The organism is Larsenimonas salina (genome assembly GCF_023736155.1).
GTDB classification, from domain to species: Bacteria; Pseudomonadota; Gammaproteobacteria; order Pseudomonadales; family Halomonadaceae; genus Larsenimonas; species Larsenimonas salina.
The window spans coordinates 229614-242994 of record NZ_JAMLJJ010000002.1; the positions used below are offsets into that span (position 1 = coordinate 229614).

The following is a 13381-nucleotide window of genomic DNA, read 5'->3' on the forward strand; positions in this document are numbered from 1 at the left end:
CGTAATCTCGTGAGTACGGCGCGCAACGTGCGCGCCCAATGTGAAAAAGGCGGCCTTCGGGCCGCCTTTTTTGTGCTGCGGTCTCGCGGGTTGCCGCCGCGGGAAACCCGTCGACCCTTTTTTTGCGTTTTCAGGCAGTTGAGAGCCAGGGGCATGCCTGCTCAGTGCGCGGGACCTTGGTCTTATAAGCCATCGTCTAATGGGATTAAACGTATGATGTATGACAAATTACTTTCATCAACATCGTATGTTCCATGAATAATTAATGAGGCGAGCCATGGCGTTTTCCAGACAGGCGGTTACCGACGCGGTTGGCGACGGACTGCTCTCTTTTCCTGTCACCGACTTCGATGCACTCGGCAACTTCGACGCGGCGTCCTACCGCGCGCGCATCGAATGGCTGCTCGAGTATGAAATTTCCACCCTGTTCGTGGCGGGCGGCACCGGCGAGTTCTTCAACCTGTCACTTGATGAGTTCAAAGAGATCGTAACGATTGCGGTCGCGGCCACCAACGGCAAGGTGCCGGTCATCGCAAGCGCCGGCATGAACGCGCATCTGGCCCGCCAGTACGCGCGCATCGCTGAAGAGGCGGGCGCCGATGGCATCCTCCTGATGCCGCCGTATCTGACCGAGTGCCCGCAGTCCGGTCTTTTCGAGTACGCCAAGTCAGTGTGCGACTCGACCGACATCAACGTGATCTATTACAACCGCGCCAACGGCCTGATGAACGCCGAAACCGTCAAGGCGCTGGCCGATGCCTGCCCGAATCTGATCGGCTTCAAGGACGGCAAGGGCGACATTCAGGCGCTCAACACGATCATCAAGACCGTTGGTGACCGTCTGGTCTACGTCGGCGGCGTGCCGACTGCCGAAATCTTTGCAGAAGCCTATCTTTCCATCGGGGTGAACACCTATTCCTCGGCGGTGTTCAACTTCGTCCCCGAGATGGCGGTGTCGTTCTACAAGGCGCTGCGCGCTGGCGATTCCGAAACAGTGGCGCGTCTGACCCGCGAGTTCTTCATCCCGTTCGTGCAGCTGCGTGACACCTGCCCGGGTTACGCGGTCAGCCTGGTCAAGGCCGGGGCGTCACTGGTCGGTCATCCGGGCGGCAACGTGCGTTCCCCGCTGATCATGCCCTCCGAGGATGAAACCCGGGTGCTCAAGCAGTTGATCGACGGTGTCGAGAACGCGTCCTGACGCGGGCGAGCGCACTGAAAAATAGACACCCACACAATGACAGTAATTGAGGTGACTCCATGAAAACGTCGAGGTTAACGTTTGGTCTGGTCGGCTCTGCCTTTATGGCATCCCTGGCGCTTGCGCCCATTGCGGCGGCAGCCGATGGCCCGCTTAGAGGCAATGTTCGTGTCGTTATCGGATCGACTTCCACAGGCGGCGATACGTATCAAAACGCCAGTATCGTAGTCGATGCGCTTTCCAAGAAGCTGGACTTGAACATGAAGGTGGATGCTGTCGGCTTCAGTTCTGCCTATCGCGCCCTGGACCGTGACCCTCGCGGCAACACGTTGATGATTTTCCATGACCAGTCCTATCTGGGTCACCTTTACGGGGTGGAAGGCTATAAGGATCCGTTCACGAACTACACCGTGGGGCCAACCATTGCCATAAACCCCGGAAACGCCTACCTGGTGCCCAAGGACTCTCCCTACCAATCGCTTGATGACATCATCAAGGCGGCGGGGGAGGGCAAGACCATTCGCGTTGCCATTCAGCCGGGCGGGGTGTCTGAAATCGGGTATACCGCCCTCAAGAACGCGATTCGCATCGAGCATCCGGGCGCGGAAGATAATCTTGTAGCGGTAAATACCGGCTCGCAGTCTGACAAGAACCAGCTGCTGTTCGATGATCAGGCGGATTTGATCAATGGATCAGTGCAGGCCAATGAGCAGTATACGCGGCTGCCTGAAAGCGATCAGAAGGCCATGCGCTTTATTTGGCTTACGGCCACAAGTGAAACGTTGCAGCAGGCGCCGGAAAACGGTCTGGGGCAAACGGATCGAGCGACACTGCTTGAATACGCAGAACCCAACGTCAAGGTGACGATGGGTGGGGATAAGAACTTCGCCTTCGATAAGGAATTCTTTTTCCTTTACAACAAGAAAATGAACCCCGCAATCATCAAGCAGATCGATGACACGCTGGAAGAAATCTACGCCGAAGGCGCTATCCAGAAGGTTCAGAAGAAGTCGTTTTTCATTCCCGATTTCAAACCCTCGTCAAAGGCTCAGTCCCACTTGAAGGAAAAGGCTGATCGCTACGAAACAATCATAGAAAGCATCAATAAATAGCGTTGGGCCGGCATATGCGTATGCCGGCTTTTTAGTGTTATCTGCGCTTCCCGATTATTTGAGTTCTTTACGGAGTCGATATGGAATCCGGGACTACAAGCCCACTGAGTGTTTCGATTGATTTTCAAACATCTCATTTGTTTTTTCCCCATATCATTAATTGGACGATAGGCCTCCTGTTTGTCCTGGTTCTTGTTTTTAGAGTTGTTCCTTTCCTTAAAAAGGTGAAGCGAGGCGAGAGAGCGTTGCCCTTTATCGGAGAATCGATGGATGGCTTTCGGTTCGTGGGCACACTGGTATTGCTTGTCGCGTATTTTTATCTGATGTCGGTGGTTGGTGATTATTTCCCCTATACGGGCTATGGCTTCCTGTTTACCTCAATTGGCTTTCTGTTTCTTATGTCGCTGCTTTATATGCATACGCGCACAAAGCGAAAGATCATTGTTGCAGGTATCAATGCCTTACTTGCGCCCGCCCTCGCTTGGGTCGTTTTTGCCAAGCTGTTTTACATCACCTTGCCCTAGCGGAGTGCTCTCATGATGGATGTTCTGTCATCGCTTGATATCACCTTCTTTTTACTGACAGCGCTGGGTGCACTGGTCGGCATTATATTCGGGGCCATCCCTGGCATGACGGCCACCATGGCGGTCGCTGTCTGTCTTCCCCTCACGTATGCCCTCGGTCTGGAACATGGGCTTGCGCTTTTGCTGGGCCTTTATGTCGGTGGGATTTCCGGCGGAATGGTACCGGCGGTCTTGTTGAATATTCCGGGCACCCCGTCCTCGATCACGACCACATTTGATGGGTACCCCATGGCCCAGCGGGGCGAGGGTGAGCGGGCGCTTCGTATTTGTATTGTCGCCTCGCTGGTGGGCGGTCTGATAAGTGCGGTCGTACTGTTCTGGTTTGCGCCAATGCTTGCGGAGTTTTCGATCAAGTTTTCCTACGTGGAAAAGTTTCTGATCATCCTTCTGGCGTTGTCGGTGATCGCGTCGATGTCCAGCAATATGCTGGTGGGGCTGTTCAGTGGTGCAATCGGTATCTGGTTGAGCCTGATCGGCACGTATAGCCTTTCCGATGGCGGCAATGGAAAAACCCGCCTCATGTTCGACTTTATGGAACCCTACTTGTTCGAAGGCTTTTCCCTGTTGCCGGTGTTGATTGGCATCTTTGGAATTTCGACCGTGCTTATCGAGGCCGAGCGTGGCATCAGCGGAGGGCTCAAGGGCACGAATGTGGAAGTGAGCAAGGAGAAGCGTTTTTCGCTGTCCGTGTTCAAGGGCGGCATAACCAACCTGGTTCGCTCTTCGTTTATCGGAACGTTTGTAGGCATGTTGCCCGGGGTAGGCGGCAGCGCGGCTTCCGTACTGGCCTATACGCAGGAAAAGAACCTGTCTCGTGATTCCAGTCAGATGGGTAAGGGGGCACCGCAGGGGCTGATTGCGTCGGAGTCGTCCAATAACGCGCTGACCGGCGGCGCTTTGATACCGCTTCTCTCCCTCGGTATCCCGGGGGACTCGACAACCGCTGTTTTGATCGGTGCCTTTACACTGCAGGGCATTCAGGTCGGCCCATTGTTCATTCCTGAAAATCAGGACACCTGGTACGTCATGATGGCGGCGCTGGTCTTTGCCAACTTCGTCATGTTCTTTCTGATGTTTTATGCCATCAAGCATATCGCCAAGGTGGTGCTGGTTCCCAAGTACATTCTGTTTCCCATCATCGTAATGATGTGCGTCATTGGCGCCTACGCGATCAATTACGGCATCATGTTCGATGTGTGGACACTGCTTATCTTTGGAATCATCGGCTACATCATCCAGAAGATCGGCCTTGAGGTCGCCCCTTTGATCATCGGCTTCATTCTGGGCGGGTCTGCCGAGGTTTACTTCGTCAAATCCCTCGAATCCTTCGGGACGTATTCGATCTTCTTCACCAAAAGCCCGATCGCAGTTGTGCTTTGGGGACTGATTGCAGCGTCCATCGCCCTGTCAGCGTTCATCGGCTTTAAATCCCGCAAACGCGGCATGAGGAACGTATCATGACCAATGCGCTGGAACAGCCTCGCATCATTTGCATTCACCCAAGCGATAACGTGGCCATTGTCGTGACCTCAGGAGGGCTTCGTGCGGGAACCCGGTTGCCGGATGGGCTTGAGCTGGTCGTGGATGTGCCTCAGGGGCACAAGGTTGCCCTGAGCGATATCGCGCAGGGCCAGAACATCATTCGCTATGGCGAGGTCATCGGGACGGCGGTATCGGATATTGCCAGGGGCGAGCACGTCAACGAATCGAACGTGCAGCTGCCCACCCCCCCTGCGCTTGATAACCTTCCGATGGCCTCACGGCCAAGCCCTGCGCTCGAGCCTCTTGAGGGATATACCTTCGAAGGCTATCGCAACGTCGATGGCTCGGTGGGTACCAAGAACGTGCTTGGGATCACGACCAGCGTTCAATGCGTTGCGGGCACCCTCGAGCACGTCGTCGAGAGGATCAAGAAAGAGCTTTTGCCCCGGTTTCCAAACGTCGATGACGTGGTCGGACTCAATCACAGCTATGGGTGTGGCGTCGCCATCGGCGCGCCTGCGGCCATCATTCCCATTCGAACCCTGACAAACCTTGCACGAAACCCGAATTTTGGCTGTGAAATCATGGTTTTGGGGCTTGGGTGTGAAAAGCTTCAGCCTTCGACCCTGGTCGAGGATCAGCCGGTAAAACTGTTCAATCATTCCGATGAGGCTGAAACCAGCGCCAGCACGGTCAGCCTCCAGGATGAGTCCTTTTCCGGTTTCAGCGAGATGATCGACGGCATCATGCGTGTCGCTGAGCGCCATCTGCAGCGACTTGACCAGCGCCAGCGTGAAACCTGCCCGGTCTCTGATCTGGTGGTTGGAATGCAGTGCGGGGGGAGCGACGCCTTTTCCGGCGTAACGGCCAACCCGGCGGTGGGGCATGCAACGGATCTTCTCGTGCGTGCCGGTGCAAGCGTCATGTTTTCAGAGGTGACCGAGGTCCGCGACGCGATCCACCTGCTTACGCCGCGTGCGGTCTCACCAGAGGTCGCGCAGATGCTGATCGATCAAATGGCCTGGTACGACGACTATCTGACGCTTGGGCATGCCGACCGCAGCGCCAACCCCTCTCCGGGCAACAAGAAAGGGGGGCTCAGCAATGTGGTTGAAAAGGCCCTTGGCTCGGTCATCAAGTCCGGAAATTCCCCGATCGTTGATGTGATCGGCCCCGGTGAGCGGCTTAGAACGCGCGGGCTTACGTTTGCAGCCACGCCTGCCAGCGACTTTATCTGTGGCACCCTGCAAGCCGCAGCCGGCATGAACCTTCAGGTGTTTACCACCGGTCGAGGCACACCCTACAACCTGGCCATGACGCCGGTCATCAAGGTCTCCAGCAATACCACGCTCAGCCAGCGTTGGCATGATCTGATCGATCTCGATGCCGGCCGTATTGCCACTGGTGAGGCCACCATCGAAGAGACAGGCCGGGCACTTTTTGACTTGATTTTGGAGGTGGCCAGCGGCCGGACCACCGTTGCGGCAGAAAAACTGGGGCTCTACAACGATTTGGTGTTGTTCAATCCGGCGCCGGTAACCTGAAGCGAGGGTGGGCAGCGTGTGCCTGTCGGTGGGCCGGTGGGCGGATGTCGTGTCGGTAGGCAAATGTCGTGTCGACATACTGATGATGAACAGGAGGTTCCATGGATCAATCAAGCAGTAAAGACGGTGCAACCAGGCGCGGGTTCGTGAAGCAGGCCATGGCGCTTTCTGCAGGTGCCGTAACCATGAGTTATCTCGGGCGGGCCAGCGCGGAGCCTCTTGGCCTTCGCTACCCCGATGCCGCCGTCGAGGTGCTGGACGACTCATTCCTGAAATACCGGCTGTTCAACGCAAGTGTTGAAAAACTGGCGACGGGAATGCGCTGGGCCGAGGGGCCTGTCTGGGTCGCCGACGGGCGCTATCTGCTGGTCAGCGACATCCCCAATAACCGCATCATGCGGTGGGATGAAATCACCGGTGCGTTTTCGCCCTATCGTCAGCCATCCAACTTTTCCAATGGCATGTGCCGCGACCTTCAGGGGCGCTTGATTGTCTGCGAGGGGTCCACCACTGAAGGTCTTGGGCGGCGTGTCACGCGGACCGAGCACAACGGCAAGATAACGGTGCTTGCGGATCATTATCAGGGCAAACGGTTCAACTCGCCCAACGATGTCGTGGTGCGAAGCGACGGCTCTATCTGGTTTACCGATCCGCCGTTTCAGACGGGCAATGACTACGAAGGCCATCGAATCGATACCGAGCTGCCTCATGGGGTGTATCGCGTCGATGGCGAGAGTGGCGAAGTGCGTCAGGTCATCGACAATGTCGCAGGCCCCAATGGGCTTTGTTTCTCACCGGATGAAACCACCCTGTACCTGGTCGAGGGGCGGGCCAAGCCGAACCGGCTGGTGTGGGCCTATTCGGTGAACGACGATGGGTCGCTCGGAGGCAGACGCCAGCACATCAAGGCGGAAGGGTATGGGGCGCTTGACGGCATCAAGTGTGACGAGGATGGCAATCTTTGGTGTGGCTGGGGCAGCTCCGGTGACCCCAGGGGGCGTCCCGAAGACCTCGATGGCGTCATGGTCTTCAACCCCGAGGGCAAGGCGATCGGGCATATCAGGCTACCGGAGCGGTGCGCGAACCTGTGCTTTGGTGGCCGCGAGGGCAACCGATTGCTCATGGCCGGCAGCCACTCTATCTACGCACTTTATGTGAATACCCGCAGCGCCCTGAGTTGATGATTCTCTGACGCATTAGACTTTTTTTGTGTAGTCGACCACGCATGTAGTTTGTATGATGTATTACCTTTAAGGGCTAAACGAGTAGCCCGGCAACGCGATTACAAGGAATATCTTGATGACACACACTGTTGACCAGATTCGCCAAGCCCTGAGTGATGGCCTGCTGTCGTTTCCGATTACCGATCTGACGCCTGAAGGTCGGTTCGATGTCGATAGCTACAGTGACCGAATCGAATGGTTTGTCGACCAGGGCGTCTCGAGTATTTTCGTGGCAGGAGGCACCGGCGAATTCTTCTCCCTGTCGATGGATGAGTACGCGCAGATATGCAAGGCCGCGGTGGACGTCGTTGCCGGGCGTATTCCTGTTATCGCCAGTGCCGGGAAAAGCATTCCCGATGCCCAGGCTTACTGCCGCATGGCCGAAGAGGCCGGAGTGGATGGCATTCTCCTGATGCCGCCCTACCTGACCGAATGCCCGGCGGATGGTGTGATCAAGTACGCCGAAGCCGTCATCAACAGTACCTCGTTGCAAGTGGTCTACTACAACCGCGCTAACGGTGTGCTGGATGCGGAGAGCGTCAAGTCACTGGCCAGCGCCTGTCCGAACCTGATCGGGCTCAAGGACGGGGTCGGGAACATCGCGGCGTTGAACGACACCATCAAAACCGTTGGAGACCGTTTGGTTTATATCGGTGGCGTGCCGACGGCCGAAATTTTCGCCGAAGCCTATCTTTCGATTGGCGTAAACACGTATTCCTCGGCGGTGTTCAACTTCATGCCGGAAATGACCATGGCGTTCTACAAGGCCTTGAGACAGGGCGACCAGGCGGCCGTTACCCGAATCATTCAGGACTTCTTTATCCCGTTTTGCCGTTTGCGCGACCGCAAGAAAGGGTACGCCGTCAGCCTGATCAAGGCCGGTGCAGATTTGATCGGTCGACCTGCAGGCGACGTACGTGCGCCCCTGACCATGCCGACCGAGGCCGAGAAAGCCGAGCTTTCCGAACTTATCAAGGCCAGCCGCTGACTTTTCAATAAATAGGCAGTGTCATGTTCCCAACCCTGAAACGTATAACCATCACGCCCGTGGCCGGCTACGACAGCTTTCTTTTGAACCTGAGCGGCGGTCACGCCCCCTGGTTCATTCGCTGCGTGCTGATGATCGAGGACAGCGCCGGCAACACCGGCGTGGGCGAGATTCCGTCAAGCGAGGGCATTCTAGCCGGGCTCGAGCAGTGCCGAGATCTGATCGAGGGCCAGAGCCTGCGCGATTTCCGTCAGGTGCTGACGCAGTGCAAGGCCCGCCTCGAAGGCAACGGCCCGGAAGAGCGCGGCCAGCAGACGTTCGATCTGCGTGTGGCGGTGCATGTATTGACCGCCATCGAATCGGCGCTGTTCGATCTCTACGGCCAGCACGTCGAGCTGCCGGTGGCGGATCTGCTTGGCCGGCTCGGGCGCCAGCGCGACGAAGTCGAGGCGCTTGGGTATCTGTTCCTTCTGGGCGACCCGGACAAGACGGATCTGCCGTACCCGAAGCCGCCTGAGTCACCGCGCGATGACTGGGACGTGGTGCGCTGTCAGGAAGCGCTGACCCCCGAGGCGGTAGTGCGGCTTGCGAAAGCGGCGCACGCCCGGTACGGCTTCAAGGACTTCAAGCTCAAGGGCGGCGTACTGAGCCCTGAGGCCGAGGCCGATTGCATTCGCGCGCTTTACGAGGCGTTTCCCGATGCGCGGCTCACGCTTGATCCCAACGGCGCCTGGACGCTCGATCAGGCCGTGAAGGCCCTGACGCCGATCCGACACATGCTGAGCTACGCCGAAGACCCCTGCGGCCAGGAAGGCGGGTATTCCGGCCGGGAGACCATGGCGGAGTTCAAGCGCCGTACGGGGCTGCCCACCGCCACCAACATGATCGCGACCGACTTCAAGCAGCTCCAGTTCGCGGTCGCCCTCAATTCGGTCGACATTCCGCTGGCCGACTGCCATTTCTGGACCATGCAGGGTGCCGTCATGGTCGGTGAGCTCTGTAACGAATGGGGCATGACCTGGGGCTCGCACTCCAACAACCACTTCGACATCTCGCTTGCGATGATGACCCACGTGGCGGCGGCGTGCCCGGGCGAGATCACCGCGATCGACACCCACTGGATCTGGCAGGATGGTCAGCGTCTGACCACCGAGCCGTTCCAGATCAGGGACGGCAAGATTTCGGTGCCCAGGACCCCCGGGCTTGGCATCACGATCGACAAGGCGCAGCTCGAGGCTGCGAACCGACTTTATCAGTCGCTGGAGGTTCGCCAGCGCGATGACGCCATGGCCATGCAATATCTGATTGATGGCTGGCAGTTCGATCCCAAGCGTCCGACGCTTGTACGGGATTGAGACTTCATGGAGAGACGTCCATGCACACCTTTCATGGAAAAGATCCATGCACACTAGCGGAGGCAGTATGCAATTGACTGGGGAACTACTCATCGGCCAGACGGCGGTCAAAGGCAGCCAAAAGACGGTGAAGGCCATCAACCCGGCCACGGGCGAGTCGCTCGAGCCTGGCTATCCCGGCGGAACACGGGCCGAGGTCGATCACGCCTGTGAGCTGGCCTGGGCCGCATTCGATGCGTTCCGCGAAACCTCGCTTGAAGACCGGGCGCGCTTTCTTGAAACCGTCGCCGATGAAATCGAGGCGGTGGGCGATCAGATCACCGAGCGCGGCGTTCAGGAAACCGGCCTGCCGGAAGCGCGGTTGAACGGTGAGCGCGGACGTACCTGCAATCAGCTTCGCCTGTTTGCCCGCGTAGTGCGCGACGGCGAGTGGCTCGACGTGCGCGTCGACCCGGCCAAGCCCGACCGGGCACCGATGCCGCGCGCCGATCTGCGTCAGCGCCACATCGCGCTCGGCCCGGTCGCCGTGTTTGGTGCCAGCAACTTCCCGCTGGCGTTCTCGGTGGCCGGTGGTGACACGGCCTCTGCGCTGGCGGCGGGCTGCCCGGTGATCGTGAAGGCCCACGGCGCACATCCGGGCGTGTCCGAGCTGGTCGGCCGTGCGATTCAGAGCGCGGTGGCCAAGTGCAACCTGCCGGAAGGCGTGTTCTCACTGCTCTACGGCTCTGGTCGCGACATCGGCACCGCCCTGGTGACGGATTCCCGCATCAAGGCAGCCGGCTTTACCGGTTCTCGTCAGGGCGGTCTGGCGCTTTGGAAGGCCGCGCAGGAGCGCGCCGAGCCGATCCCGTTCTACGCCGAGATGAGCAGCATCAATCCGGTGTTCCTGATGGCCGACAAGCTCGAACGCGAGGCGCAGGCGCTCGGTGAGGCGTTCATTGGCTCACTGAACATGAACGCCGGTCAGTTCTGCACCAACCCGGGGCTGGTGGTGGCGGTCAAGGGCGAGGCGCTCGAGACCTTCAAGCGCTCGGCCGTGGCCGCGCTTGATAACGCCGCCGCCAACACCATGCTGACGCCAGGCATTCATGAGGCCTACGTTGAGGCGGTCAAGGCGCTGGACGCCTCCAACACCGCCGAACGGCTCGGCCAGGGACCTGCGGGCGAGGGTGAAAACGCCTGTCAGGCGGGGCTATTCGCGACGAGCGCGCAGCACTTCATCAATGATGAAACGCTGTCTCAGGAAGTGTTCGGTTCGACGTCGCTGATCATCGAGTGCGACTCGCTCGACGAGGTCACGCAGGTGGCCGAGCATCTGGAAGGCCAGCTCACCGCGACCCTTCAGATGAGCGACAGCGACCACGCCGACGTCAAGGCGCTTCTGCCGACGCTCGAGCGCAAGGCGGGCCGTATTCTGGTCAACGGCTGGCCGACCGGCGTGGAAGTCTGTGACGCCATGGTGCACGGCGGGCCGTTCCCGGCAACGTCTGACACCCGCACGACCTCGGTCGGCACGGCGGCGATTCATCGCTTCCTGCGCCCGGTCTGCTATCAGAGCCTGCCGGACGCACTGCTGCCGGACGCGCTCAAGGAAAGTAACCCGCTGGGTGTGCGTCGCCTGGTGGATGGCTCACGCGAGCACTGATCCTGCAAGGTCCTGTCGCTTTCCCGGCCATGGGAATCAGGCCCGGGAGGGCGACAGCCGCTGCAGGGAGGCCGCCATGTCGTTGAAGCGGTCGCCCTGCAGGCGGACATGATCCATCAATTCGCGACGCGCCGTCTCGGTGTCGCCCTCCATGAGCGCATGAACAATGCGCTCATGCTCCTCGAACGACTCGTTCACCCGATTGCGCACATGAAGCTGAAGCCGACGGTAGGGCTTGAGCATAGCGTGTAGTCGCCGCGCTTCCCTGGCCAGAAAGTCATTGTGGCTGGCGGCGTAGATGCACTCGTGAAATACCCCGTTTCGGTAGTAGTACTCATCGCTGTCGCCGGCATCCCGAGCCTGACGGCAAGCCTCATGCGCGGTGTTCAGTTCGGTCAGCTCATCGGCGGTAATGCGTCGCGCCGCCAGGCGTCCACACATGCCTTCCAGTTCGGCCATCACCTCGAATCGCTCGACCACCTCCATAACATTTAGTCGTGCGACGAAGGTCCCCCGTTTTGGCTTGACCTCCACCATGCCCGTCGTGGCCAGTTGCTGCAGCGCCTCACGCACAGGAGTGCGCGAGCACTGATATTCAGTGGCCAGCGCCTCGGGATCCAGTCGGTCTCCCGGCGCGTAGACACCTTCCACAATGGCGTCTTCCAACTGATCTTTCAGGCGTTGCGAGTGAGGTATCCGAGACATCTTAGACTTTCTCCCATGTTGACACCCCGTCGGTGCAGGCTGATTGTTATATACAACATACCATTTTGAAGAATACAAAAAGACCGATTTTCAAGTCCAAATAACGGCATGGACGCACGGCTTCGAACGCTATTACCGGTGGGGAGATACAGCATGAACGTTAACATGAGTTTCCTGCAGGACTTGCTCTCGAGTCTTGAAACCAAGGCGCGTCAGAACGGCATGTTCGTCGGCAGACAGGGCGGTCGGGAAGAAAGCCCGCTTGCCAGGCTGGACGCGGCCTGCGATACCCTGATGCATCACGGCGGCGAAGCCTCTCGTATCCTGATCGCCAGACAGGCGCTGACGGCCTATCGCGCGCTTGACGCTGATCAGCGGCGGGCGTTTTTCCAACTGCTGGCCGACCAGTACGCTGCGGATCCGGCCGCGATTCATGCCGCCTACGCACGCTACCGCGAGACAGAAGACAATCAGGCGCTCGAGGCGCTTGGCAGTGCCTGCGAGCCACGGCGACAGTCCCTGCTGCGTCGGCTCAACCAATGCCCCGGTGGCACCTATGAGCTGGTTCAGATGCGGGCTGACCTTCTGGCGATGCTGAAGGAGGCGCCGGAGCTTGCGCCGCTCGATGCGGATTTCGCCCACCTTTTTGCTTCCTGGTTCAACCGCGGGTTTCTGATGCTGGAGGCCATCGACTGGAACACCTCGGCCGCCGTGCTCGAAAAGGTCATCCGGTATGAAGCGGTGCATGCGATTCACGACTGGAATGACCTGCGCCAACGGCTGGACCCCGGGGATCGGCGCTGTTACGCGTTTTTCCACCCCGCGACCGGCGACGAGCCTCTGATCTTCGTCGAAGTGGCCCTGTGCCGGGGAATTCCCGACAACATCCAGTCGATCCTTGACGGCGACGAGCATGTGGCGCCGGAGGAGGCCGATACGGCGGTGTTCTACAGCATCAGCAACTGCCAGGCCGGCCTCAAGGGCATCTCCTTCGGCAATTTCCTGATCAAGCAGGTGGTCGAGGAGCTGCAGCGTGAGCTTTCGCAGCTCGAGAACTTCGTCACGCTTTCGCCGGTGCCAGGGCTCAGAAAGTGGCTGGATCAGACGCGAAAGGACGGCGGCCTGCCCGGCAGCAGCGATCTGATCGAGCGGCTGGAGTCCGAGACCTGGCGCGAGGACAAGGCTTCCCGCAGCAAGATGGCCTCCGACGTGACGGCGCTGGCCGCGCATTATCTGCTGGATGCCAAGCGCCACGGCGCGCCGGCAGACCCGGTCGCGCGGTTTCACCTCGGCAACGGCGCCCGCCTTCACCGCATCAACTGGCCCGGCGATACCTCGGTCAAGGGCCTCCAGCAGTCGCATGCCGTCATGGTGAATTACCTCTATGACCCCAGTCGCATCGAACAAAACCACGAAGCGTTCAGTCGCGAGGGCACCATCGCCTGCTCCTCCGAGGTCAAGCGCGCGGCCAAACAGGGTCAGCAGCGCTTTACCCGCAGCAAGGACAGGGTCTGACAGCAGGGACAAGGTCTGACACCGCTTATC

General features: G+C 59.1%; 11 protein-coding genes. 10 read left to right on the top strand and 1 reads right to left on the bottom strand.

Annotated elements, in window-relative coordinates; genetic code table 11:
- The first annotated feature begins 277 nt into the window (after positions 1–277).
- The 9 genes from kdgD (NAT23_RS06295) (at position 278) to NAT23_RS06335 (ending at position 11131) form a co-directional block, all read left to right on the top strand.
- Positions 278–1198: a 5-dehydro-4-deoxyglucarate dehydratase gene (gene kdgD / locus NAT23_RS06295; protein WP_251926490.1), complete on the top strand. Its 921-nt coding sequence runs from the start codon at positions 278–280 to the stop codon at positions 1196–1198.
- Between the two features lie 59 nt (positions 1199–1257).
- Positions 1258–2310 carry a type 2 periplasmic-binding domain-containing protein gene (locus NAT23_RS06300; RefSeq protein ID WP_251926492.1) on the top strand — a complete coding sequence of 351 codons (1053 nt, stop codon included), beginning with the start codon at positions 1258–1260 and terminating at the stop codon, positions 2308–2310.
- An 80-nt stretch (positions 2311–2390) separates the two neighbouring features.
- Positions 2391–2834, top strand: a complete 444-nt coding sequence (locus tag NAT23_RS06305; protein ID WP_251926493.1) for a tripartite tricarboxylate transporter TctB family protein — start codon at positions 2391–2393, stop codon at positions 2832–2834.
- A 12-nt stretch (positions 2835–2846) separates the two neighbouring features.
- Positions 2847–4355, top strand: a complete 1509-nt coding sequence (locus tag NAT23_RS06310; RefSeq protein WP_251926495.1) for a tripartite tricarboxylate transporter permease — start codon at positions 2847–2849, stop codon at positions 4353–4355.
- A complete protein-coding gene (gene garD / locus NAT23_RS06315) occupies positions 4352–5920 on the top strand; it encodes a galactarate dehydratase (protein WP_251926498.1) in 1569 nt (522 codons plus the stop codon). Before NAT23_RS06310 ends, garD begins: the two co-directional genes overlap by 4 nt.
- Positions 5921–6021: 101 nt before the next feature.
- Complete coding sequence (locus tag NAT23_RS06320; RefSeq protein ID WP_251926500.1) at positions 6022–7101, top strand: SMP-30/gluconolactonase/LRE family protein; 1080 nt, start codon at positions 6022–6024, stop codon at positions 7099–7101.
- Positions 7102–7219: 118 nt separating this feature from the next.
- Positions 7220–8131, top strand: a complete 912-nt coding sequence (kdgD, locus tag NAT23_RS06325) for a 5-dehydro-4-deoxyglucarate dehydratase (RefSeq protein WP_251926502.1) — start codon at positions 7220–7222, stop codon at positions 8129–8131.
- A 23-nt stretch (positions 8132–8154) separates the two neighbouring features.
- Positions 8155–9486, top strand: a complete 1332-nt coding sequence (locus tag NAT23_RS06330; RefSeq protein ID WP_251926504.1) for a glucarate dehydratase family protein — start codon at positions 8155–8157, stop codon at positions 9484–9486.
- A gap of 67 nt (positions 9487–9553) precedes the next feature.
- Positions 9554–11131, top strand: a complete 1578-nt coding sequence (locus tag NAT23_RS06335; protein WP_251926506.1) for an aldehyde dehydrogenase (NADP(+)) — start codon at positions 9554–9556, stop codon at positions 11129–11131.
- Positions 11132–11167: 36 nt separating this feature from the next.
- On the opposite strand, the gene NAT23_RS06340 is transcribed toward NAT23_RS06335, so the two are convergent.
- Positions 11168–11836: a GntR family transcriptional regulator gene (locus NAT23_RS06340; protein WP_251926508.1), complete on the bottom strand. Its 669-nt coding sequence runs from the start codon at positions 11834–11836 to the stop codon at positions 11168–11170.
- Positions 11837–11989: 153 nt separating this feature from the next.
- Between NAT23_RS06340 and NAT23_RS06345 the strand changes: the two genes are divergently transcribed.
- Complete coding sequence (locus NAT23_RS06345) at positions 11990–13351, top strand: malonyl-CoA decarboxylase (protein ID WP_251926510.1); 1362 nt, start codon at positions 11990–11992, stop codon at positions 13349–13351.
- The last annotated feature ends 30 nt before the right edge of the window (positions 13352–13381 follow it).